Below are 23,199 nucleotides of genomic sequence, written 5' to 3'. Positions count from 1 at the left end.
AAAGCTTATGGCTTTAGATATGGAACAATTGCGCAAGATGTTTTACGAAGAATGTCGTGAAAATCTTGAAGTGTTGGAAAATGTACTGCTCAATCTGGATGTTACGTCTCTCGAGCAGGAGTCGATTAATACTATATTTCGTGCCGCTCACTCCATTAAAGGTGGTGCAGCTACGTTCAACTTGTTCGATATCAGTGAATTTACCCATTCTGTAGAAGCTTATCTCGATTTAGTTCGGAATAATGAACGAGAACTCACCGCAGAAACCGTGGATTTACTCCTCAAAAGTGGCGATTGCATTCAAAGCATGCTGGAAGGACACGAGCTTGGTAGGGCCGTAGATACTGAGCTGCAAAAAGAAGTCAGCGCGCAACTCCAAAGATTATTGGGTGCAGAGGCGATCAATTCAGAGCCCGAATCTGGCAGCTTAATGTCCTCGTTGGAGAATAATGACGAAGCTTTATCTGATGCTTCTGGAAATGCAGGTGACTGGCTTGTGACTTTCGAACCTCACCCAGAAATGTTCTTCAGTGGAAACGATCCCCTCAGAATCTTACGTGAACTCAAAGATCTTCACCCTTCGTGCGTTATTACCGTAAATACTGATTTCTTACCTGAGATCGAGGCGATAGAAGCCGAATTGTGTTACCTGCGATGGCAAGCGAGCCTTGATGCAGCGGTTGAAGAGGAGAATATCCGAGAAATATTTGAATGGGTTGAAGACGAGTGTGAACTAGGGATTGAACTTGTCTCGCAATCTCCAGATTCTGTTGAAAGCTCACCAGAAGAAGAAATTATGGCTCAACAAGCAGCACCGCCATCACTGGCGACAACAGAGCCAAAGTCACCCAAAGCCGCCAAATCCGAAACCAGTGTGAGCTCTATTCGAGTGGATATCGATAAGGTCGATGGCCTGATCAACTTAGTGGGAGAGCTTGTTATTACTCAATCTATGCTTACCGAAATTGGCAACGACTTTACGATTGATAAGCTAGAAAAACTCAAAGTCGGCTTAGCGCAGTTACTACAAAATAGTAAAGATCTTCAGGAGAATGTTCTTAATATCCGAATGTTACCTATGAGCTTTGCGTTTAGTCGTTTTCCACGACTTGTTCGCGACTTATCTAACCGTCTTGAAAAACAGGTCGATTTACAAATTCAGGGCGAACAGACTGAATTGGATAAAACCGTATTGGAACGCATTGTGGATCCTCTCGTGCACTTAGTCCGAAATGGTATCGACCATGGTATCGAACAACCTCAAACTCGCTTAGAACGCGGTAAACCTGAACAAGGTGTCATTAAACTCAATGCTTACCATCAAGGTGGCGCCATAGTGATAGAAATTAAGGATGATGGTGCTGGACTTGATTGTGACAAGTTGTGGAACAAAGCGACAGAGAAAGGCGTATTAGCGCCAGATGCTCGCCGAGAAGACATCAGCGACAAACAGATCATGAATCTGATCTTTGCTCCCGGTTTTTCTACAGCAGAGGAAGTGTCAGATATTTCTGGACGTGGTGTGGGTATGGACGTGGTCAGACGAAACATTGAAGAACTGGGTGGGCACATTGAAGTTGAATCTGAACTGGGCGTTGGTAGCTGCTTTACGATCAACCTCCCTTTAACTCTGGCAATACTGGATGGCCAACTGGTCAAAGTTGGTGGGGAAGTGTATGTGATCCCGTTATTAACCATAGTGGAGTCCATCCAGATTGATACAAGTTGTATCAAGTTAGCTTCTGGAGGCATTGAGTTGTATCGACTGCGTGAGGAAAACATTCCTATATTGCGCTTACAAGAAGAGTTAGAAATGGGGAAAAGTGGCGCTTTAGATGAACGAATTCTGTGCTTTGTTGAAGCTGCTGGCAATCGAGTTGGGCTTTTGCTTGATGAGTTGCTTGATCAACAGCAAGTGGTGATTAAAAGCCTTGAGTCCAACTACAGTAAAGTTTCTGGGATATCCGGTGCGACCATTCTAGGTGATGGCTCTGTGTCATTGATTCTCGATATTCAGGGGCTGATTACGAACTTTCTCAAACGTACCTCGGATTCAGCCCATAGCGGCTTAGCAGCGTAGGGAGGATGGATGGAAACAGCTCTAGTGACAGGAAGTACCACCGACTCGCGACAAGTTATTGAAGCGCAAACTCAGGCTATTCTTGAACAAGTGAGTGAAGAAGGAGTGTCGCAAAGTGCCGATTTTTTAAGTTTTAAACTCGAAAATGAGTTATATGGCGTTGAAATAAAGGATGTAGAAGAAATTCGAGTCTGGGAGCGACCGACGCCAATACCACGTGCGCCTCAATATGTGAAAGGGGTGATTAATCTAAGGGGCATGATAGTACCTGTGATTGACTTACGCTGCCGATTTGAGATTGGTACATGTGAATATTTTCCTACGACCGTTGTGATTGTGCTTCGTCTACGGGCCGAAGAAAGTGAGCGACTGATGGGGCTTGTCGTTGATGCTGTCAGCGATGTAGTCAGCCAGGGACAAAATGAGCTCTACCCAAGCGTTGGGGAGTCTCTAGTTACCCCTTACCTACAAGGTTTGATGAATGTGGGTGATCAGGTTATGTCTTTGCTGAACACGGAAGAGCTTCTCAATATCGACCGAATTTTGAGGAGAGAGACATGATCATGCCACAAGAGTTTTTGAGTTTTGTTCTCGGCGATGACGAATACGGTGTGCCTATTCTTGATGTCCGAGAAGTTCGTGGCTGGAGCTCTATTCGGGAAATTCCGAACTCTCCAGAGTATATGCTCGGGGTGCTGGAAATTCGTGGGGAGTACGTGCCTATTGTTGATTTACGCGCGCGTTTTGGATTACCGCCTGCTGAAATAAGTACTACCACGGTTGTTATTGTGCTCAATGATGCTGAGATGCATCCATTAGGCATCATCGTTGATGGCGTTTCAGAAGTCTATTCATTGCTGGATGAACAAATAAAGCCGGCGCCACACGTATCGCATTCAGTTGACCATAGCTATATCAGAGGTATTGCTTCTGTAGAAAATGGCCATCTGATTTTAATAAAACTTGAAGCTCTGTTCGACGTGGCAGAGTTAGCAGTACCTGACCGAGCTGAAGAGAGTTGGGCCTAGCAAATCAGACAAAGCAACCAGTGAGAGGTGACTCATGGCATTTTGGAATCGGAAACCACAGCCTGATGCAGCGGAACAATTTTCCGCCTCTGCTCAGGATAGCCTAATGGAAGAATATGAGCCTACAAGTGAGCAAGGGTTATCGAAGGATCAGCTCTTTTCTGCATTGAATGCAGCGCAAACAGCCTTGATGATGATTGACCGAGACTTCAATATTACTTACATCAACCAAAAGTCTCTCGAACTTTTGAAAAAACATGAAGCTCTGTTTCAATCGCTCTGGCCCAACTTTCGAGCTGATGAAGAGTTTCTAATGGGGTTTTGCATCGACGGTTTTCATGCCAACCCGGCGCATCAACGCCATATGCTTTCCAACCCCTCCAATCTGCCATATACCACAACGATTACAGTAAAAGACGTCAAAATTGAGCTTAATGTGGGAGCCATCATTGATGGAAAAGGGCAATATGTCGGCAATACATTGGAGTGGTCTGATGTGACAGCAGAACTCGCTCAACAAAATGATATCGCAAGGTTGCAGGCGGCGGTTGATCAAGCTCAAACAGCGATGGTGATGATTGATCGTGACTTTCAAATCACATATGTCAACCAAGAGACAGTCCAATTATTTAGTAAGCATGAAGCGACCTTACGTACGGTTTGGTCAGGATTTACAGCTTCAGAAGAGTGGCTAATGGGTAGGTGTATAGATGAGTTCCACAAAAATCCTGCTCATCAGAGACAGCTATTATCGACGCCGAATAACTTACCTTACAAAACGGATATTGACATTGCCGATATAAAAATTGAGCTCAACGTTGCCGCGATCACCGATGCAAAAGGTAACTATATAGGTAACACGTTGGAATGGCGTGATGTCACTGAAGAGAGAGCGAAAGAGCAGGAAGTAGGACGTTTAGCATCAGCGGTCAAAGGTATGACGACCAACCTGATGATGGCGGATAAAGAAGGCATTATCCAATATATTAATCCTGCCTTATCCAGTTTATTGAAATCGCGAGAAAGTGACTTACAAAAAGCCCTGCCAGGCTTTGATGCGAGTCACCTTGTAGGGAAAAACATCGACGTCTTCCATAAGAACCCAAGCCATCAGCGCAATATCATCAACAATCCTGAACGTCTTCCTTTTAGTTCTAATATCGCTGTTGGTGGGCTTGAGTTTAATCTTACTTGCATTGCGATGCATGATACTAAGGGCAATTATATTGGACCAGCTCTGCAATGGGAGGACATTACCGAGCAACAAGATGGCCAGCGTCAGGTTGAGGCTTTGATCCAACGTGCCATCTCTGGTGAGCTTAATGAACGTATTGATACATCAGTCTACAGTGGGTTTATGAAAGAGCTAGGTGATGGTATCAATAATTTGCTGGATACCATGGTAGAACCTATTGGTCAGTGTATTGATGTTATGAGTCGCGTCGCAGACGGCGATCTCAATACCAATATGTCCGATAACAAAGGGGAGTTCGGCAGGCTTTCTGATGCGGTAAACACTTCGATCATTAACCTTCGCAATATGGTTGAAAAAATCACCCATTCTTCGGCTCGGGTGGCCACTGCTTCTACTGAGATCGCAGAGGGGAACAATGACTTGAGTCAGCGTGTTGAAGCTCAAGCCTCAAACCTAGAAGAGACCGCGGCAAGCATGGAACAGATGACGGCAACTGTACGCCAGAATGCTGACAACGCTAAAGGAGCCAATACACTAGCGGAGGATGCAACCAAGAAAGCCAGCAAAGGTGGGGAAGTGGTTGGTCAGGCAGTGTCGGCTATGTCCGAAATTAACACCGCGAGTAAGAAAATTGCCGATATTATTGGTGTAATTGATGAAATTGCCTTCCAGACTAACCTATTAGCTCTGAATGCAGCGGTAGAAGCAGCAAGAGCGGGTGAGCAAGGGCGCGGCTTTGCGGTTGTAGCAGGCGAAGTTCGTAACTTGGCTCAACGAAGTGCCGCAGCTGCCAAAGAAATTAAAGGGCTGATTAAAGACAGCGTAGAAAAAGTCGATGAGGGTTCACGACTTGTTGATGAGTCCGGCGAAACTTTGAATGAAATTGTCGATGCCGTCGAGAAAGTCACAGAGCTGATTGCTCAGATTGCTTCGTCTAGCTTAGAGCAGTCGACGGGGATTGATGAGATAAATCGTGCCATCACGACGATGGATGAAATGACACAGCAGAATGCTTCCTTAGTTGAAGAAACTTCGGCAGCAAGTCAGTCCTTGAAAGATGAAGGCAAACAGCTGCTTCATCTAATGAACTTCTTCGCGACAGATGATAACGTCGCGACATTTGACTCCAGAAGGACGGCAGACTCTGGGCAGAGTAGTAATGTTAGGGAGATAAGAACACCGCGTGTAGCAAACTCAGGATTTAAGGCCAGTGAGGAAGGGGACGAATGGGAAGAGTTCTAAGCCGAGACGAGGGGGCGCTACCGAGTGAAGAATTTGAACTGACGGATAGAGACTTCAAGTTTATCCAGTGGTTCATGCATAAACACGCCGGTATCTACTTTTCTGATCGAAAACGAACTATGGTGTACGGCCGCATAAGCCGCCAGCTTAGGCGGCTTGGCCTGACGCGATTCTCTGAATATAAGCTGCTGATAGAGCAAGACAGTAAAGAGCGCGTTAGGTTTATCAACAGTCTCACCACTAATAAGACGCAGTTTTTCCGCGAATATCATCACTTCGAGTTTCTCGAAAAAATTTTGTTAGAAGAGTGGCAGCAGCAAGGCATCGATAGAGTGAACATCTGGTCGGCAGGGTGTTCAACTGGAGAGGAGCCCTACAGTTTTGTGTCTTCTTTGTATTGTGCAAACGCATTCAGCCGTTTTCAGCAAGTTGAAATTTCTGCGACAGATCTCGATACCAAAGTGTTGTCTCATGCGAAGCAGGGCATTTATAGCGAAGAGGCGATCTCTACCATTCCGGCTAAGTATCTACAGCGCTGTTTTTTTAAAGGAAGGGGGGCTCAGGAAGGAAAAATCAAAATTGCCAATGGCCTGCAGAGGTACGTTCAATTTGAGCAGTTAAACCTGTTAGATGGATGGGGGTGGCAACGGCCTTTTGATTTGATTTCTTGTCGTAATGTCATGATTTATTTTGATAAACCTACCCAAGAGAAATTGATTCGGCGCTTTCACCAACAACTTAAACCTAATGGTATTTTATTTCTTGGTCATTCGGAAAGTGTCGGCTCGTGTAGCAATATCTTCCGTCACTTAGGCAAAACCATCTATGTGAAACAGTAGGGGGAATTATGATTGGGCTAAAAGATTCGAAACCAAAATATGAAAATAGCCATTTCAATCGCTTTTATCACCCTCAAAAAGAGAGGCATATGATTAAGGTATTTCCTGGAGGGGTCTATTGGACACAAGAAGATGAATTGATTGCAACGGGGTTAGGCTCATGCATCGCGGCTTGTATTTGGGATGACTCTGCTGCTGTCGGAGGGATGAATCACTTTCTGCTGCCATTTCATAATCACTCAGAAATCAACTCGTGGAGCCCTGATGAAGTTGTGTCTACCGCTTCTCGATATGGCAGCCATGCGATGGAAATGTTAATTAACGCATTGATTGCCTATGGGGCAACGCGCTCATCTCTCAAAGTTAAGCTGTTTGGTGGGGCTCAGATGCTGGGACATCATTCTATGATTGGAGAGAAGAACATCGCATTCATTTTAAATTACGTAAAGCAGGAGAACCTAGATGTTATTGCCCAAGATCTCGGTGGGCTAGAGCCCCGAAAGATTATTTTTAATCCCTTAACAGGTCAGGCTTGGCTCAAGCGAATCCCTTATACCGAGGTTCATCATCTTCAGCAAGAAGAAGACAAGTATGCCAGTCAATTGGATAAAGAAAGCCATCGCCCTCATGACGACGATGTGGAGTTGTTTTCATGAAAAAAATTAAGGTGTTGATCGTCGATGATTCCCCAGTGTTTAGAGCATTGCTTGAACAGATCATTAACTCGGATCCTGAACTTGAAGTAGTTGCGATGGCCGGAGACCCTTATCAAGCACGTGATTTAATCAAGGTTCATAACCCAGATGTACTAACCTTAGATATAGAAATGCCCAAAATGAATGGCGTACAGTTTCTCAAGAATTTGATGCGCTTACGCCCTATGCCAGTGGTGATGATATCAACCTTGACGCAACATGGTGCGGAACCAACATTGACGGCTCTAGAACTCGGGGCTGTTGATTACTTTCCTAAACCTTCGGTTGATAACACGGGTGAGATGGTCACCTATAAAGATTTGGTTAATGACAAAATAAAAATGGCGGCAGGGGCGAATGTGCTCCAAGACAAAGCGAGGCTTATGCCTTCGAAGCTTGTGAATGCCCATAGTGGAAAAACCAAGTTTGAGTTAGTCGCCATTGGTGCGTCAACGGGAGGAACTGAAGCTATCAGGTTGGTTTTGTCAGCCTTACCCGTAGGATTACCACCAATTGTGATCACGCAACATATTAGCGCTATGTTTAGCGCGCCTTTTGCACAACGGCTAAATGACAACAGCAATATTCAAGTCAAGGAGCTGGCTGTGAGTAAAGCACCACTAGTTAATGGTTGTGCGTATGTGGCGCCTGGAGATAAGCACTTAGTGGTGGTCAAGCAAGGTGTGCACCTGTATTGCCAGCTTGATGATAGACCCACGGTTAACAGGCACAAGCCTTCAGTTGATGTCATGTTTGATGCCGTGGCAGAGACGGTGGGGAGTAATGCGATTGGTATCATTTTGACAGGGATGGGGCAGGATGGAGCAAAAGGTTTGTTGAGAATGAGGCAAGCAGGAGCAGTGACCATTGCTCAGGATCAAGCCTCTTCTGTTGTTTGGGGAATGCCCAGAGTCGCTGTTGAGCTTAATGCTGCGCAAAAAGTATTAGGCCTGAAAAAAATACCTCAACAGATTTGTGACTGTTTAAAGCAAGCGATTGAGTGATGAGAAACAACGTCAGGAAAGAACTATGAGCAAAATAATAAGGGCACCAAAATATCGATATGGTATTGCGATTAGCACGCAGGTCATATTGCTGTCCATTGGAATGACCCTTTCTTCCTCGATCGCACATGTCGCTGTCATGGTACTGGCTGCTGCGGTTCCATGGTTTGTGATTCCTCGCCGAGAAGCGCAGCACAATCAAGATGAGCCGTCTATTCAACAGACTAAACCGGTCCCAAATACCAAAACGGCCGCTAAGGATATTAGTGAACTTCTCGGCAAAATCTCCTTGCAGCTTAATGAACCACTTGATCACCAGCATAGCGTTGTGGATGAGTCCGTTGAAACGTTGAATGAAAGCTTCTTTGAGGTGCAAAAGCTTGCTGAAGGACAGAATGAGATAGCTGAGGCGCTCGTCAGCAACATGGTTGGGAATAAGCAAGGGGATTACGACATTGCGCAAGTCCTACCTAAAACTGAAGGCATTATTCGCCAATTTGTCGATACGCTAATCAATGTGTCAGAAAAGAGCATCTCTGCGGTGCACAGTATCCATGATATGTCCGAAAAGTTGGACTCGGTTTTCAAATTATTAGCGCAAGTTAGAGGGTTATCAGAACAAACCAACTTACTTGCACTGAACGCTGCCATAGAAGCGGCAAGGGCGGGGGAAGCTGGGAGAGGGTTTGCTGTCGTCGCTCAAGAAGTGAGAAATCTGTCTGTTAAAGCCGAGGAGCTTAATAGCCAGATTGAGAAAGAGATTAACATTGCTCAGAACACGGTCGAGGAAGCGAATAAGACGGTTGGTGAAATGGCATCCATCGACATGACAGAGGCCATCGAATCTAAAGATAAGGTCGATGATATGTTGAAGGGAGTGCAAAGAGCGAATGAGTCCGTTGAGCAAGAAGTGCAAAAAATTAAATCCATTGGTGTCACCCTTCACCGCCGTGTTGGAGATGGTGTCCGAGCTCTTCAATTTACCGATATTATTGTTCAGCAAGGCGATTATGCCAAGATGAGTGTCGGGTTCCTTGAGCAAATGGCCCATCTCTTTGTGGAATACGCCAATGGGAAAATTAGCGGTGAAGAATTTAACCTTGCGGTTTATGAGCTAAAGAACAGCCTTGAGAATAGAGGGGCGCCAGCCGCTTCCCAAGAAAGTATTGAAGAAGGTGAAGTTGAACTTTTTTAAGCAAGTGAGTTTGAGTCTGCATGAGCCAGTAAGGCTCTTGTCGTAAACAAGGAGATACTATGTCAGTAGAGTCGGAAGTCGATGTGAATGCTAAGCACGTTACCATCCTGATTGAGGGCGCTTTTGGTTTTAACTTAGTGCAGGAGTTTCGTCGCTGTTATTCAGATAAACGAGATTTTCAATTTACTATCGATCTGCGCAAAGTCGACTATATCGACAGCGCCGGGCTAGGGATGCTGCTTAATATGCACAACTATCTCGAACAGGATGATGGGATGATCCGTATTACTAATACGCTACCACAGGTACGAAAGATACTGACAATTTCTCGTTTTGATAAAAAATTTGCTATTGAATAGCGGTTAAGGAGGGTCGTATGCACGTCATGATAGTTGACGACCACGCGACAAATCGAGAATTATGTCGGTTCATGCTTGGTGAGATGGCTGAGGAAGTCACAACGTTTGAAAATGGCGAAGGTGTGGTTGAGGCGATGCAGGAGATGTCATCGCTTCCTGACGTTATTTTGCTTGATGTAATGATGCCAGTCAAAGATGGTTTTGCTACTGCTCAGGAAATCCGAGATGCATTTCCAAATTTACATATCCCTATTATTTTTCTGACCGTTTTAGATGACCACGACTCGTTTGAGCGTTGCCTGACCTTGGGTGAAGACTTTATCCCTAAACCTGTCGAAAGAAGTGTACTTGTTGCTAAAGTGCAGGCGCATTATCGAACCGTGAAGATGCACAATGAGGTTAAGGAGCAAAGGGATGAGTTGAGTAAATTCCATGAACAGGTCCGCTATGACTATGCCATCGCTGAGTCCATTTTCTCCAATTTGATGGATGAAATGAGCGCCCAAGTGAAAAGCATCTATGGCGTCAACTACATTTCTACACCCTCTACGATCTTTAACGGGGACCTGATTGTTGTCGCCAATCGCCCGCATGGTGGTGTTTACGTCATGATCGCCGATGCTACCGGACATGGTTTACCCGCTGCGATATCGGCAATACCTGCCACGAGAGCATTTTTTTCAATGGCATCAAAAGGTTTATCGTTAGGGGAGATTGTGCGAGAACTCAACGATGTACTGGTGCGCTTTCTTCCTATGGGAATGATGCTTGCCGCGAGTGTGTTTGAGGTCAGGGCTAATGGATTTGAAGTCTCTTGGTGGGGGGGCGGTCTTCCTGACGGTTACCTTCTTGATAAAGATGGTTCAATTGTCCGCAAGTTGGTATCTAGGCATATGCCGCTGGGGGTGCTCGAAGCTCATGAATTTGAAACAGACCTTATTCATTTAAAAATGGAGCCTGATCAGAAAATCGTCTGTTATACAGATGGTGTTATTGAGGCAGGGAATGGTACTGGGGAGCAGTTTGGTCAAGAAAGGTTGGAAGAAGCGATCACCTCTGGGCGAGCTCTCATTCCTACCCTGTTTGAATCTGTGAGAAAATTTGCTAATCGCAATGTCGGTGATGATCTTTCTATTCTGGATATGGAATTCCCAATCTCTAATAGTAATGATCACGTTGTTAAGCAAAATAGCTTTTACCTGAGTAAAACACCGACTCAATCTAAGATGCAATTTCCAGCTTCAGTATTAAAATCGGTAACGATCATGACGGAAGTTCGTCAGATATTAACAGGAGTAATGTCTGGACCTCATTTAGATTTGGTCTGTTCAGTTCTTTCTGAACTCTTTGCTAATGCGATAGAGCATGGTCTATTGCGACTTGATTCTAAGATTAAGGAGGAACCGGACGGATTTTTTACTTTTTATCAGATGCGTGAAGATAAATTGAAAGAGTTGCCTGAAGATCTGTGGGTTTCTTTGGCTATTGACTATAAGCCAGAGCAGAAGCAGTTGGTTATGAATTTAGAGCATAACGGTACTGGCTTCGATTATGAAGAAATAAATCGTGAACCAGATGAGAAAACACTCACTCATGGGAGAGGAATAGTTCTTGCTTCTGAATTATGTGACTCTTTGGAGTATTCAAAACAAGGGAAATGCGTGACAGCGGTGTATAGTTTAGATGCTCAGCATCACTTCCCGAGCTCTGCTTGATGACATTTACACTGTAAACGGAGCCTAGAAGTGACCTACGCCCTACTTTGTCACAATTTTGATACTGTAATTCGTGAGGATTATATAAACTAAAGTTATAGGGATTGACTAAGTAGGCTGTAAATGTGGGAAAAATTAGTCAGCTTATCTGATGATAATCAACAGGTTATTGCTAAATTAAGACCAGATATGAACATTGACGGTCGTTTTGACAGTAAGGGTGTTGAAGAGGCATTAGAGCAGATAGGTGCCACGGACTTTTGCATATTAGAGGAAGAAATTACTCGGTTTATTAATTGTGCAAAGGAAGGTAAGAGTGAAGCTCAGGTAGGTTTTCCTATCGCTGAAGTCAGAGATGCAATGGTCGAAGTCGTACTCTCTGAGCATGACATGTTGGCCAGTATGGTTGTCACCGGTGCTTATCGAGGGTCACCACTTAAAGGCCCTCAGATCGTACACGCCTTAGCTCAAGCGCACGTCACGAAAGGAATCAATAAATTAGCCCTCAAAAAAGTGCTAATGATGAGCCATCAGCTAAAACCGGGAGAAACTTTTACACAACCTGTTGCAAAAGGTAAGGATCCTGTTCAAGGGCAAGACGCCAAATTTATTCCACTCGTAAAAGACGTCACCAAGCAAGTTCTCGCTCCTACACAAGATCAGAATGGTAAAGTAGATATGCTTGATCTTGGAGGAACCGTAACGGTCGAAGAAAAAGCTCGTTTGATGAAGCGCATTCCGGCCACAAAAGGTACACCTGGTGTCACAGTTCAAGGCAAACCTATTCCTCCCAAAGCTGGTAATGATGCAATGCTCAAAGCCGGCAAAGGCTCAGAAATCTCTCCGGATGACCCGAATGTGCTGATTGCAGCGGTGTCAGGAATGCCTGTGATTAAAGAGCGTACCGTCGAAGTTGAAGATGCGCTTTGTTTACCGACCATAGGTGTTGCTACGGGGCACATAAAATTCAAAGGCAATGTTGTTGTTACGGGTAATATCGAGTCTGACATGATGGTTCGAGCTACCGGTAATTTAACTGTGGGGGGGTTCATAGAGTCTGCGGATGTTCAGGCGCAGGGCAATATTGATGTTGCCAAAGGTATTATTGGCCACAATGTTTCAGAAGATGAAGCCAAAAGCTGCCATGTAAAAGCGGGCGGCTCTATTACTGCAAACTATGCTCAATTCTCAGAGCTGCAAGCTGCGGAGAATATTAACCTGTCAGTACATTGCATGAATAACGAAATCCGTTGTGGCAAAGACCTAATGGTATCAGATGAGGCAGAGAAGCAAGGCACCTTAAGTGGGGGGCAAGCCAAGGTGGGTGGCAAAGTTACCTGTGTAAACCTTGGTGTCGAAGGTGATACACCGACTTATGTCAATGCCTTTGCTCGTTATCAAAATTTCAAAGAGCGTCAGCAAAAGTACAAAGAGCAATATAAGCTTGCTCAAGAGGCGACCATGGATGTGGTTCGCAAGGAGTTAGAGTTCAAGAAAACACCGAAATCTGAACGAAGTGATGAAGAAGAAGCCAACATCGAGAAACTCAAGACAGAATCGAATGCTCGGTTAGAGAAAGTGAAAGCGGCGCGAGATAGACATGAACTAGAGTTTGAGCAAGCTCTTGAAGAGAATGTTGTTGAGGTGAAAAGTAAAGTTTTTACTCACGTTACAGTTCAGTTTGGTGATGAAAAAGTCATCACTAAGCGAGTACATGGTGCGAGTACATTTTCTTTTAACCAGTATGAGATTCGTTGTGCTTACGCTATAGATGAAGAAGCGCTCGAGCAAGAATAAGTGCTTTTGCTTAGAATGACCCATTTATTATGGGTTGATATTGTTGACTAAAACGCCCGATGTCCCTCATTGGGCGTTTTGATTTTAAGCCAGTTGATCCTCATTTTGAGCTACGGCCTCCTGAGTGCTGAATCCACGCACTATGTTGCTCAGGGTAATGACAGCGAAGGCAATAATGACAAAACTCAAGTGCCATGCTTGATTCAAGCCCAATGTTACCAGCGCCATACTGACGATAGATGAGATGATCATTTGACCGCCACCAGACATAGCGGCGGCGACCCCTGCTTGTTTTTTGTATGGCTGCATCACCATCGCTTGCGCACAGGGAAGGGCTATTGCATTGCCTAAGATCATCAGTAGCTGGCCAAGCATTAAATAGAGCGGCTCAAGCGGACAGAAGAAAAACCATAGTGCGGAAGCAAGGTGCAATACAGGTGTACACAGGAGCATTTTCTTACTGCCCGTCACGGGCCTTATCCGATTGCAGATACTGGTCCCCGTTAACATGCCTAACGCTGGAATTAACGCCCACATGGCGTATTCATCGGATGTCATTCCAATCTGATCTTGCATGATAAAGGGCATCACGGAGACTGTGGTGATCATCAGGCTGAAGTTTAACCAGCCAATACTGGCGAAACTTATGAAATACCGAGAGGTGAGCAGTTCACGATATTGTCTCAGCATGCTGGTCGGTGAAAGCAGTGGTTTAGTGTGACTTAATGTTTCGTCGAAAAATATCGCCAAAGTAGCCCAAGCAATCGCCACATAACCGAGTAATGAGACAAACACCATACTCCAGCCAAAATGGAAGTTGATGAAGCCTCCTAAAACAGGAGCGATCAAAGGCGTGATTGACGCTACCATGGCTATATAAGAAAGGGCGGTAGGCAACTGAGCTCCATTGTAGCGATCTCTGGTCGAAGCGCGTGCTAACACTGCACAGCAACCGGTTCCCAAACCTTGAAGTAGCCTTCCGAATACCATTCCAGTGAAGGAGTCGCTGAGTAAGAGGATGAGTATCAAGCCCGTTAGCGCGAGTAGTAGCCCTGCCAGCAACACCTTCTTGCGGCCCAGTGAATCAGAAATGGGACCATATAAGAATTGTGAAGGTCCAAAGCCGAGTAAGTACACACTGACTAATAACTGAGCTTGGTCGAGAGAAATATTGAAGTCGCGAGCTATCCAAGGCAAGGATGGGAATACCAACCCCATACTTAATTGGCCGATACTGATGATCAAACAGGCGAGTAGAATGGTTCTTGGTTGGATTGTGTTACTCATCATTCTCTCCACAAGCTGGCTGGCCTTTTACACGACGTTTAAGACAGCCTTCGTCATCATGGCTCTGTAACTTGGCTTTGACTCTTTTTACTGTTGATAGGCTCACACCACATTGTTCGGCGACGTTTTGCAGGGTTTCACCTTGCATCAAGAGTTCAGCGATTTGTCGGTGTTTCTGCTTATCAGCAGGGCGACCGCGGAATTTTTGTTTCCATAATTCAGGGTTTTCTTTGAGTTGTTTTCGCCCCATCTCTGCGGCAAATAAGCGGTGTTGAGTCTGTACTTGTCCGTAACCAGACAACAATGAGAGTACGGTTTGGCCTTGTATTGTGTTTGGTTCAAGTCGTAATGGTTCACATACGGTTTGTACATTAACGCCCTTTTTATAAAGTCGTTCTACGACATGAAGCGCTTGACTAAAATCATGACCAAATACACTTAGCCACCAGACTACAACCGTATCATTCGCTTTTAATACATTGAAAAGTTTGACGAATTCAGGTCTTTCCATAGGTGGAATATACCCATATACCTTGTCCTGAAAATGTATAGCTTCAGGAGCGGCAGCTTGCATTTGCTCTAGGTGTTGCGAATAAGCCTGGTTTTTTGGAGAAAACCGAGAGTAAAGATACATAGTCATACAAAGAAATTTATGGTTTATTTGATGTTATGGTTCATAAATGTAGATTGGTTCATTAATTAATTCAACACCAAATGAGCTTTTTGTATGATTCGTGTTATTTTAATCTAAGCAATCTTAGGTACTTGGCTTATATTTTCTATTGAGTTTCGACACAGTAATGACATGCAAAGTCATTACCCTGTGCTATTTACACTATAAATGCGGGTTAAATATGTTGTTGTCCTTTCCACCTGTAATGACCCTAATTATCGCTATTGTCCTTGAAGTCTTTGCTACTTCTTGGTTGCCAAAAACGCAGAAGTTTACGGCGTTATATCCTACATTAGGCGTGTTAGTGGGTTATGGATTAGCGTTTTATCTACTTTCGTTGACGGTGCAGAGCATGGCGTTAGGCGTGGCTTATGCGATCTGGTGTGGCGCAGGTATTGTTCTTGTCGCAGCACTTTCTTGGCTGGTCTATGGGCAAAAATTGGATGTGTATGCTTTGGTTGGTATCGGCTTTATCCTGTGCGGGACGGTGATCATAAATCTGTTCTCCACCTCCATTAGTCATTAATCTGTCATCTTAGCGTCGAAAATCTGCAACCTGATTGAAGTAATTTTCACTTTTATTTCAATCAGGTGAACGCCATGTTACCTCCTTTACGTGCTTTGGTCGCTTTTGAAGCAGTTGCCCGGCTTGGCTCAATTGGCGCTGCCGCTCGGGAGCTGTGTGTTACGCAGGCCGCTGTGAGTCAACAGTTGAAAAGTCTGGAAGCGTTTCTTGATACGACGTTGTTCGAGCGAACACAAAAGGGCGTCAGGTTGACGTCGTCTGCTCAGCAGTACCAACCGATTGTTTCTGGCTCCCTAGCTCACCTTAAACTTCAGACTCAACTGTTGTTTGGTGAAAAGGAAACTGACGTACTGAGCCTCAGAGTAAACCACACCCTTTGCCATAACTGGCTCCTACCGCGCTTACCGCATTTTTATAACAAATACCCTTTCATTCGCCTTGATATTCAGTTGGTCGATTGGCCTTCAACTACCCCTTGCCAGAACGTTGATATCGAATTGACCAATGGCAAAGTGGAAAGTGAAGACACCAGTGCTGAGCGACTCTTTCAGGAACACTGGCAACTGGTGTGCAGTCCTGAGTTCAAACGTGGCTATCAAACTCAGCTTGATGAGCGTGATTTTTCACAGCTTCCTGCCGTGCAAGTAAAGGGGTATCAGGAGAATTGGCTTCAGTGGCTCAGTCACAATCAGTTCGATGCGGTGCTGCCTAAGGTTCAACTCGAAATCAGTAACTCTCTGCATGCTTTGGAAGCGGTCAAACATGGTGTCGGTGTGTTGTTGGTAAGGTCGCTGGCGGTGTCAGAACTGTTAAAGAGTGGAGAGCTGGTATTGGCGGTGGATGCCTCTATGCCAGCGGAATCGGGCCATTATCTGATCACCAAAAACAGTCGTAATGCCAAGGTTAATTTCTTTTGTGACTGGCTGCACCATCAGATCAAAGATGATGGCTTGGCTTAAAGATTTTCTTATGAGTGCCCATAAAAAAAATGAGGGGCACTCCAACAGGCTTGTCATATAGCGCACTTAGTTTATTGACATATCACGGAAGTACTAAGGTCAAACCATGAGTACCATCTCACAACAAATATCGAACCATCTCAAAGTGCTGTTGTTCACTGCACCACTGCTGATTCCACTGGTGGCTTTTTGGTTAGTGCCGTTCGGCTACTCCATTTATATAAGCTTTACAGATTGGGATTACATTTCGCCTGAATACGATTTCATCGGCTTGGAAAACTATCAGTATATGATCGAGGACTTTGAGTTCACTCAGGCGTTACTCAACACATTTTGGTTTTCTCTTGGTGTGGTTATTCCGACTGTGGTGTTGGGGCTGATCTTTGCTTTACTGCTGCATAAAAACTTTGCGGGCAGCCAATTCTATCGTGCAGTGATCTTCTCACCTTGGATTACACCAACGGTTGCGGTGTCGATTGTCTGGTCTTGGGTGTTTGAGTCCAAATCCGGTCTGGCGAATCAAATACTGATGTCGATAGGGTTCGACAAGATTGCGTGGCTGGAGCAGGGCGATACTGCCATGGTCGCGGTGATTATTGTCACTATTTGGCAGGCCATCGGCTGGACCATGCTGTTTTACATCAGCGCGCTCAACAAAATCCCCAGTTCCCTTTATGAAGCGTCACTGATTGACGGTTGTAGCAGTCTGACTCGCTTTTTCAAAATCACGTTACCGCTAGTGTCGCCGACCACTTTTTTCTTGTTGGTGGTCAACATTATCAATGCGGTTCAGGCGTTTGACCAGTTCCAGATCCTGACCCAAGGCGGGCCTGGTGGTGAGACTCGCACACTACTTTACCTCTTCTATCAGCAAGCTTTTGAGCGTTATGAAATGGGGCCGGCAGCGGCGACATCATTGGTGATTTTCCTGATCACTGGATTATTGGCCTTGGCAAATACCTACATTGGTAAACGCTGGGTTTACTACTGAGGATAGGAATATGACGACACAAGTTATGGGTAGCGCGCCACGATTACGCCAGACAAATGGGTCACTTCAAGCGGTGATAACTGACAAGTCAATACCGGCTACTCAGGAAAAGACCAGCAAGCGATTGGAAATACAAACACTGACTTCGATAGGTAAGCACCTGTTTCTTGCTATATGCGGCACGTTAATGGTGTTCCCTTTTCTCTGGATGTTGTCTGGTTCTCTGAAATCGAACGATGAGATTTTCGCCAGCCCACTGAATTTGATTCCGGAGCAATTTCGCTGGGAGACTTTTGTTGAGACGTTCCAAAGTGCACCATTTGGTTTGTACATTTTCAACAGCTTCAGTGTCGCGCTTTTTACGACATTGCTAGTGATCATCAATTCAGCGATGTTCGCTTATGCCTTGACTCAGCTGAAGTTCCGCTCAAAGACGGTGCTCTATTTTGTTGTGATGGGCTGTTACATGTTGCCGGGGGCGGTGACTTACATTCCATCTTACATCACGCTGGCGAAGTTGGGGCTGCTCGACTCACACATGGGGCTAGTAGTGTCCAATGCTGCGTCTATTTTTGGCGTTTTCTACCTGCGTCAGGTCTTCATCAAAATCCATCCGTCACTGATCGAAGCGGCACGTATTGATGGTGCGGGTGAGTTGAAAATCTTATGGGCGATTTTGCTGCCTCAATGCAGAGCAGCAGTCGCAACCTTGTTCTTGATTACCTTTATCACGAACTACAACAGCTACATGTGGCCGAGTCTGGTGATCACTTCACAAGATCTGAACCTGATTGCAACGGGGATTCGCCACTACTTCATCGCCGAAGGCAATTACGGTCTTAACTGGTCGCAAATCATGGCAGCCAGCACGATTGCCGTATTGCCTTTGTTGATTCTATTCGTCTTGTGTCAAAAGACGATTCTTTCAGGTATCGCCGATAACGGCGTAAAAGAGTAAATGGAAATGAAACTAAAAACTCTCGCACTAGTGTGTGCTGGCGCAGCGAGCGCTTCAATGGTCTCGGGTAGCGTTCTGGCAAAAACGGAAGTGAATTTCTGGTATTCCGGCGGTACAAAACCTCAGAAGCTGATGACTCAGCTGATTGAAGAGTTTAATGCCAGCCAAGATGAATATGTCATCAAGCCAGCATTGCAAGGAAACTACACCGAAACGTATCAGAAACTGCAGGCAGGTTTGGCTTCAAAAACCGCTCCGGAAGTGGTTCTGCTTGATTCAGTCCGAGCTGAGGCGATGTATGAGCGTGGCTTGAGTCGTGATCTTAAACCGTATATGGACGCAGAGTTCAACTTCTCGGATTTTGTCGGGGCGTTTAAAGATCAGGTGACGGCTGAAGATGGAACAGTGATTGGCTTACCAGCTTATGGTACGACTCAGGTGTTTTACTACAACAAGAAAGTGTTGGCAGACAATGGCTTTACAGAGAAAGACCTGAGTACCTGGCAGGGTGTGGCTAAAGTTGCTGAGAAAGTGACTCAGCGAGATGCGAAAGGCAACACGACTTTTTATGGCTGGGAACCGATGTGGGGTCAGGACAATATGATCGACGCCGCGTTCTCTAATGGCGCTAAGGTGATCAGCGATGATGGCAAAACAGTACTGATTGACTCAAAGCAATGGGTTGAAGTGTGGGACAGCTTCCGCAAATGGATTCACGAAGACCAAATCATGCGTATTCACCACGGTGGTCAGGGCTGGGAGTACTGGTACAAGACCATTGATGATGTCATGAAAGACAACGCACTAGGTTACACAGGTTCATCGGGTGATCAGGGCGATCTCGATTTCACTAAACTTGCTGCAACCACGCAGCCAGGTTGGGGTTCTCACCCATCCGCACCTCAAGCTGGTGCTCTTGTCTATGTAATGCCGAAAGGGACCGACGACAAGGCAGCACAAGGTGCGTTTGAGTTTATGGAATTTTATACCAACGCTAAGAACACAGCGAAGTGGTCTATGTTCACAGGTTACATCCCTGTACGTATGAGTGTAGAAAGCGTGCCTGAGTATCAGGCGTTCACCAAAGATAACCCACAAGCGCTGATTCCGTTAAAGCAGGCAAGCTTCGCCAGCCAGGATTTCCTAGACCCAACCAATGGCAAGATCATGGATGCGCTGAAAGTGGCCGCCGATCAGATTCAAATTCAGAACGTACCTGCTGAGAAAGCGCTGAAACAAGCGGCGAAGAAAGCGCAGCGTGCGCTGGACAGAGTCAACCGCTCTTAATCTTGATAAGGAGCCTGCTTGGGTAGGCTCCTCCATCCTACAGTGGACTTAATTGGTGAAACCGATGACAGAATTTCAAGGTGAACTGACCTTCGGCAGAGTGTCGTTGCCGTTTAGGGTTCCGCACGGTGCTGAGGCCGTTCAAATTACGGGCACGACCGTGACTAAAGGGTTCTTATACGCAGCAGCGTACGATAGTCATGGTCATTTTCGCGGCAAGGTATTGTTTGAAAAGGCTCATAAGTCACTGAATATCTGTGCAGAGCAGTCAGGTTTTGGCGCGATTGACGGTGAGCTGGTTGCTGGGGAGTGGTCTCTGGAGCTGTATAATCTTGAAGGTGAGTTTCGCTCTGAGCGGGCGATGCAGTATCAGGTGAATATCGCGTTTGATCAACCGGTTGATACTCTAGCTATAGACAGTGTCGCGACTGTAGGTTTGGATCATCAGATTTCTTTTGATTACAGCCGGTTATTAAGCTCAGAGTCTCGCTGGTATCGAGGTGATCTACATGCACATACTCAGTTATCGGATGGACACAACACCCTTGCGGCAGCCAAGCAGATAGTCGAAGCGCAGGGCTTAGATTTTTTCTTTCTTACGGAGCACAACATCTGCCAGCCAAGATTACCTTTGTCTGAGCAATGCCTGTTTATGCCTGCCCTTGAAGTGACTACAGACCTTGGGCACTTCAATGTTCATGGTCCACAATCTGCGCTGGATTTGCGTCATGTTGAGCATAGCAGCCAAAGTGTGATGGAAGCAGGATTGGCATTGGCCAACGCTTCTCATAGCTCTATCAGTGTCAACCACCCGATGATGAAGCCATGGCACTGGAAATATGCCTCACTTGAACTCGATAAAGTATCGACATTTGAGGTGTGTTGCGATCCGACTTGGTCAACATCACCTAAAGCGACAAACTCAGCGCTTAAGGTATTGAGCGAAATGTGGAATTGCGGTCATAGAATCAGCGCCATTGGCGGCAGTGATTCCCACCTAGAACCTCATGAGCGCAATCCGAAAGCGACGGAACCTTCACTCTACGGTGACCCGTCGACCTTTGTGTTTAGTCATGGGCTCAGTGGTGAAGGTATTCTCGCTGGGCTACGTAGTGGACATGTCTATTTAGAGCGTCGCTGCGGCTTATCTTTTGCTATCAACAACAGTGAATTATTACCTGGCTGCGATTCTAAAGGGCAGGCATTGTGCTACCAATTGGCTGTGGACGATGTTGAGCATACTTATTACGCCGAATGCGTTGTCGATGGCGTTGTTGTTGCCAACATCACACTGCAAAGCACTGAGCAAATGCTGTTTGTAGAAGCAGGCTACTCTTGGTGCCGCATCGATATCCGCCGCGCTGAGAATGATGAATTTGAAGGTTGCATTAACGCCGTTTATGACGGCGACCAACCTATTTTTACTACGCCTCTGGTCCAAACCTGGGGTGAACTTATGGAGCGATTTAATAGTGATGAAGTTTAAAGCACTATTGTTTGATAAAGATGGCACTCTGCTGGAATTCCACAACATGTGGCTCAACGCTTCACGCAGTGCGTGTCAGACGGTAAAGGATTTCAGTGACACAAACCAGGGTCATCAAAACGTCACAGTTGCGGAGTTACTCTTAGCCATCGGCGTAGAGGGCGACTCAGTCGATAACCATGGTCTGTTGGCGTCTAATCCGGTGGAAGACACGGCCAAAGCTTGGTTCGAGATCCTACGCCCAGTCGTTTCTCTGGAAATGTTTACCCGTGTGACCAAAGAGGCGTTTAACCATCATGTCGCCAATCATCCTGAATGGATTGAAGCACTGCCCGGGGTAACAGAAAAACTGAATTCACTTAAACAGCAAGGCATGATTCTTGGCATTGCTACCGCAGATACCAAAGACTCAACACTTTACACTTTGCAGCAATCTGGTTTGAGCGAAATGTTTGATTATGTCGGTTACTCGGACGGTGACATTGAACCAAAGCCAGCCCCAGCACTGTTGAATGCTTTTTGTCAGCAATGCGGTGTTGAGCCACACGAAGTGATCATGTTTGGCGATACGGTGTCAGATATGGAGTTTGGCACTAATGCAGGGGCGAAGAAAATCGGTGTTCTGACTGGAACCGCATTGGAAAGCGAACTGACGCCTGTTGCAGATCTGGTGATTCCATCGGTAGCCCATTTTGACCCACACGCATTTAACGAGTTGATTTAAGGATAAGCTATGGCGGAAGTCACGCTTAAAGGGGTGGAAAAAATCTACCCCAATGGTTTCAAAGCGGTTCATGGTGTTGACCTGAACATTCGCGAAGGCGAATTTATGGTGTTCGTTGGCCCGTCTGGCTGTGCTAAGTCGACCACTTTAAGAATGATCGCTGGTCTGGAGGAGATTTCTCATGGTGATGTCTACATCGGTGACAAACGCGTCAACGATTTACCGCCGAAAGACCGTGGTATCTCAATGGTGTTTCAGAACTACGCGCTATACCCACATATGTCAGTGTATGAAAACATGGCATTCGGGCTTAAACAGCAAAAACTGGCAAAGTCGGAAATTGATCAGCGCATTTCTGAAGCGGCAAAAACGTTAGAGATTGAACATTTATTGCAAAACAAACCGGGTGAAATGTCGGGTGGTCAAAGGCAGCGTGTTGCACTTGGACGTGCGATGGTGCGCAAGCCCGATGTTTTTCTGTTTGATGAGCCGTTGTCGAATCTTGACGCCAAATTGCGAGTGTCAACCAGAGTAAGCATTGCTCAGCTGCATTCGGACCTCAAAGCGGAGGGGCAGAATGCAACCATGATTTATGTGACCCATGATCAGGTGGAAGCTATGACGCTTGGGGATCGCATTTGTGTGCTTAATCAGGGGGAAATCATGCAAGTGGATACCCCAATGAACTTATACCGCTACCCAGCCAACAAATTTGTGGCAGGTTTTATTGGCTCTCCGGCGATGAACATCATTAAAGCGCGTATTGAGGAAATTGATGGTGTCATCAATGTACTCGCAGAAAGCGGTACTCGATGGACGTTGCCAGAAAGTAAGCAAGACTTAGCAAGGCAAAAAATCGGCCAGTGGGTGTGGTTTGGTATTCGCCCAGAGCATATTCAACTGGCGAACCATGATGCGCCATTCTCAGATGTTAACACTCAGCACCACTCTATTAACGTTGTGGAATCGATGGGCAATGAACTATACCTCTATTTCCAAGTTGGCAGAGATAAATTGATTGCTCGTGTGCCGTTTGATGCAGATCGCATGGTGTTTAATGGTGAAGAGACGTTATTGAATTTTAATGTCTCTGAGTGTCATATTTTTGATATCGATACTGAGCAAGCCCTTGTGTAGCCGCACATAAAATGACAAAGCC

21 protein-coding genes are annotated in these 23,199 nt (G+C 45.7%); 19 read left to right on the top strand and 2 right to left on the bottom strand.

Features of this window, described 5'->3' with window-relative positions; translation table 11 throughout:
• The first annotated feature begins 7 nt into the window (after positions 1-7).
• From L1D15_RS06495 to L1D15_RS06445, 11 genes are all read left to right on the top strand, one after another.
• On the top strand, positions 8-2,080 hold the full coding sequence (locus L1D15_RS06495; RefSeq protein WP_239875060.1) for a chemotaxis protein CheA: 2,073 nt from the start codon (positions 8-10) through the stop codon (positions 2,078-2,080).
• Positions 2,081-2,089: 9 nt separating this feature from the next.
• Entirely contained in the window at positions 2,090-2,641 is a 552-nt protein-coding gene (locus L1D15_RS06490; protein WP_239875059.1) for a chemotaxis protein CheW, read from the top strand.
• A complete protein-coding gene (locus tag L1D15_RS06485; protein ID WP_239835719.1) occupies positions 2,638-3,108 on the top strand; it encodes a chemotaxis protein CheW in 471 nt (156 codons plus the stop codon). The genes L1D15_RS06490 and L1D15_RS06485 overlap by 4 nt, the downstream gene beginning before the upstream one ends.
• A gap of 34 nt (positions 3,109-3,142) precedes the next feature.
• Positions 3,143-5,545, top strand: coding sequence for an aerotaxis transducer Aer2 (gene aer2, locus L1D15_RS06480; RefSeq protein WP_239875058.1), 2,403 nt, complete (start codon positions 3,143-3,145; stop codon positions 5,543-5,545).
• Positions 5,530-6,384, top strand: coding sequence for a protein-glutamate O-methyltransferase CheR (locus tag L1D15_RS06475; RefSeq protein WP_239875057.1), 855 nt, complete (start codon positions 5,530-5,532; stop codon positions 6,382-6,384). The genes aer2 and L1D15_RS06475 overlap by 16 nt, the downstream gene beginning before the upstream one ends.
• A gap of 8 nt (positions 6,385-6,392) precedes the next feature.
• Entirely contained in the window at positions 6,393-7,040 is a 648-nt protein-coding gene (locus L1D15_RS06470) for a chemotaxis protein CheD (RefSeq protein ID WP_239875056.1), read from the top strand.
• Positions 7,037-8,083, top strand: a complete 1,047-nt coding sequence (locus L1D15_RS06465) for a chemotaxis response regulator protein-glutamate methylesterase (RefSeq protein WP_239875055.1) — start codon at positions 7,037-7,039, stop codon at positions 8,081-8,083. The genes L1D15_RS06470 and L1D15_RS06465 overlap by 4 nt, the downstream gene beginning before the upstream one ends.
• 25 nt (positions 8,084-8,108) lie before the next feature.
• A complete protein-coding gene (locus tag L1D15_RS06460) occupies positions 8,109-9,278 on the top strand; it encodes a methyl-accepting chemotaxis protein (protein ID WP_239875054.1) in 1,170 nt (389 codons plus the stop codon).
• Positions 9,279-9,337: 59 nt separating this feature from the next.
• Positions 9,338-9,637 carry an STAS domain-containing protein gene (locus L1D15_RS06455; RefSeq protein WP_239835725.1) on the top strand — a complete coding sequence of 100 codons (300 nt, stop codon included), beginning with the start codon at positions 9,338-9,340 and terminating at the stop codon, positions 9,635-9,637.
• Between the two features lie 17 nt (positions 9,638-9,654).
• Positions 9,655-11,352: a fused response regulator/phosphatase gene (locus L1D15_RS06450; protein WP_239875053.1), complete on the top strand. Its 1,698-nt coding sequence runs from the start codon at positions 9,655-9,657 to the stop codon at positions 11,350-11,352.
• Between the two features lie 123 nt (positions 11,353-11,475).
• Positions 11,476-13,149, top strand: a complete 1,674-nt coding sequence (locus L1D15_RS06445; protein ID WP_239869144.1) for a FapA family protein — start codon at positions 11,476-11,478, stop codon at positions 13,147-13,149.
• An 84-nt stretch (positions 13,150-13,233) separates the two neighbouring features.
• Here the strand turns inward: L1D15_RS06445 and L1D15_RS06440 are convergent, their stop codons facing one another.
• Positions 13,234-14,436: a multidrug effflux MFS transporter gene (locus tag L1D15_RS06440; protein WP_239869146.1), complete on the bottom strand. Its 1,203-nt coding sequence runs from the start codon at positions 14,434-14,436 to the stop codon at positions 13,234-13,236.
• On the bottom strand, positions 14,429-15,076 hold the full coding sequence (locus L1D15_RS06435) for a recombinase family protein (protein ID WP_239875052.1): 648 nt from the start codon (positions 15,074-15,076) through the stop codon (positions 14,429-14,431). Before L1D15_RS06435 ends, L1D15_RS06440 begins: the two co-directional genes overlap by 8 nt.
• A 214-nt stretch (positions 15,077-15,290) precedes the next feature.
• Here L1D15_RS06435 and L1D15_RS06430 point away from each other — a divergent pair, with 214 nt between their 5' ends.
• The 8 genes from L1D15_RS06430 (at position 15,291) to ugpC (ending at position 23,177) form a co-directional block, all read left to right on the top strand.
• Positions 15,291-15,635 carry a multidrug efflux SMR transporter gene (locus tag L1D15_RS06430; RefSeq protein WP_239875051.1) on the top strand — a complete coding sequence of 115 codons (345 nt, stop codon included), beginning with the start codon at positions 15,291-15,293 and terminating at the stop codon, positions 15,633-15,635.
• A 74-nt stretch (positions 15,636-15,709) separates the two neighbouring features.
• A complete protein-coding gene (locus tag L1D15_RS06425) occupies positions 15,710-16,594 on the top strand; it encodes a LysR substrate-binding domain-containing protein (RefSeq protein ID WP_239869159.1) in 885 nt (294 codons plus the stop codon).
• Positions 16,595-16,700: 106 nt separating this feature from the next.
• Complete coding sequence (locus tag L1D15_RS06420) at positions 16,701-17,585, top strand: sugar ABC transporter permease (RefSeq protein WP_239875050.1); 885 nt, start codon at positions 16,701-16,703, stop codon at positions 17,583-17,585.
• Positions 17,586-17,595: 10 nt separating this feature from the next.
• A complete protein-coding gene (locus L1D15_RS06415; protein WP_239875049.1) occupies positions 17,596-18,543 on the top strand; it encodes a carbohydrate ABC transporter permease in 948 nt (315 codons plus the stop codon).
• Positions 18,544-18,549: 6 nt separating this feature from the next.
• Complete coding sequence (locus L1D15_RS06410; protein ID WP_239875048.1) at positions 18,550-19,830, top strand: extracellular solute-binding protein; 1,281 nt, start codon at positions 18,550-18,552, stop codon at positions 19,828-19,830.
• A 64-nt stretch (positions 19,831-19,894) separates the two neighbouring features.
• The gene (locus tag L1D15_RS06405; RefSeq protein WP_239875047.1) at positions 19,895-21,316 is read left to right on the top strand and encodes a CehA/McbA family metallohydrolase; all 1,422 of its coding nucleotides are present in this window, start codon (positions 19,895-19,897) and stop codon (positions 21,314-21,316) included.
• Positions 21,306-22,040, top strand: coding sequence for an HAD family hydrolase (locus tag L1D15_RS06400; RefSeq protein WP_239836368.1), 735 nt, complete (start codon positions 21,306-21,308; stop codon positions 22,038-22,040). Before L1D15_RS06405 ends, L1D15_RS06400 begins: the two co-directional genes overlap by 11 nt.
• Positions 22,041-22,049: 9 nt before the next feature.
• Positions 22,050-23,177: a sn-glycerol-3-phosphate ABC transporter ATP-binding protein UgpC gene (ugpC, locus tag L1D15_RS06395; RefSeq protein ID WP_239875046.1), complete on the top strand. Its 1,128-nt coding sequence runs from the start codon at positions 22,050-22,052 to the stop codon at positions 23,175-23,177.
• Positions 23,178-23,199: the final 22 nt, after the last annotated feature.

The sequence above is a fragment of the Vibrio sp. Isolate25 genome, assembly GCF_022398025.1.
Classification (GTDB): Bacteria; Pseudomonadota; Gammaproteobacteria; order Enterobacterales; family Vibrionaceae; genus Vibrio; species Vibrio coralliilyticus_A.
The sequence above is the reverse complement of the archived record's forward strand: the minus strand, read 5'-3'. Positions and strand labels throughout refer to the sequence as shown.

Bases quoted from the DNA above. Each gene is read 5' to 3' on its own strand.
- L1D15_RS06495 (WP_239875060.1), top strand. From the start codon at position 8: ATGGCTTTAGATATGGAACAATTGCGCAAGATGTTTTACGAAGAATGT.
- L1D15_RS06430 (WP_239875051.1), top strand. From the start codon at position 15,291: ATGTTGTTGTCCTTTCCACCTGTAATGACCCTAATTATCGCTATTGTC.
- L1D15_RS06465 (WP_239875055.1), top strand. From the start codon at position 7,037: ATGAAAAAAATTAAGGTGTTGATCGTCGATGATTCCCCAGTGTTTAGA.
- L1D15_RS06435 (WP_239875052.1), bottom strand. From the start codon at position 15,076: ATGACTATGTATCTTTACTCTCGGTTTTCTCCAAAAAACCAGGCTTAT.
- L1D15_RS06485 (WP_239835719.1), top strand. From the start codon at position 2,638: ATGATCATGCCACAAGAGTTTTTGAGTTTTGTTCTCGGCGATGACGAA.
- ugpC (WP_239875046.1), top strand. From the start codon at position 22,050: ATGGCGGAAGTCACGCTTAAAGGGGTGGAAAAAATCTACCCCAATGGT.
- L1D15_RS06405 (WP_239875047.1), top strand. From the start codon at position 19,895: ATGACAGAATTTCAAGGTGAACTGACCTTCGGCAGAGTGTCGTTGCCG.
- aer2 (WP_239875058.1), top strand. From the start codon at position 3,143: ATGGCATTTTGGAATCGGAAACCACAGCCTGATGCAGCGGAACAATTT.
- L1D15_RS06455 (WP_239835725.1), top strand. From the start codon at position 9,338: ATGTCAGTAGAGTCGGAAGTCGATGTGAATGCTAAGCACGTTACCATC.
- L1D15_RS06425 (WP_239869159.1), top strand. From the start codon at position 15,710: ATGTTACCTCCTTTACGTGCTTTGGTCGCTTTTGAAGCAGTTGCCCGG.
- L1D15_RS06490 (WP_239875059.1), top strand. From the start codon at position 2,090: ATGGAAACAGCTCTAGTGACAGGAAGTACCACCGACTCGCGACAAGTT.
- L1D15_RS06460 (WP_239875054.1), top strand. From the start codon at position 8,109: ATGAGCAAAATAATAAGGGCACCAAAATATCGATATGGTATTGCGATT.
- L1D15_RS06445 (WP_239869144.1), top strand. From the start codon at position 11,476: ATGTGGGAAAAATTAGTCAGCTTATCTGATGATAATCAACAGGTTATT.
- L1D15_RS06415 (WP_239875049.1), top strand. From the start codon at position 17,596: ATGACGACACAAGTTATGGGTAGCGCGCCACGATTACGCCAGACAAAT.
- L1D15_RS06400 (WP_239836368.1), top strand. From the start codon at position 21,306: ATGAAGTTTAAAGCACTATTGTTTGATAAAGATGGCACTCTGCTGGAA.
- L1D15_RS06410 (WP_239875048.1), top strand. From the start codon at position 18,550: ATGAAACTAAAAACTCTCGCACTAGTGTGTGCTGGCGCAGCGAGCGCT.
- L1D15_RS06450 (WP_239875053.1), top strand. From the start codon at position 9,655: ATGCACGTCATGATAGTTGACGACCACGCGACAAATCGAGAATTATGT.
- L1D15_RS06440 (WP_239869146.1), bottom strand. From the start codon at position 14,436: ATGAGTAACACAATCCAACCAAGAACCATTCTACTCGCCTGTTTGATC.
- L1D15_RS06470 (WP_239875056.1), top strand. From the start codon at position 6,393: ATGATTGGGCTAAAAGATTCGAAACCAAAATATGAAAATAGCCATTTC.
- L1D15_RS06475 (WP_239875057.1), top strand. From the start codon at position 5,530: ATGGGAAGAGTTCTAAGCCGAGACGAGGGGGCGCTACCGAGTGAAGAA.
- L1D15_RS06420 (WP_239875050.1), top strand. From the start codon at position 16,701: ATGAGTACCATCTCACAACAAATATCGAACCATCTCAAAGTGCTGTTG.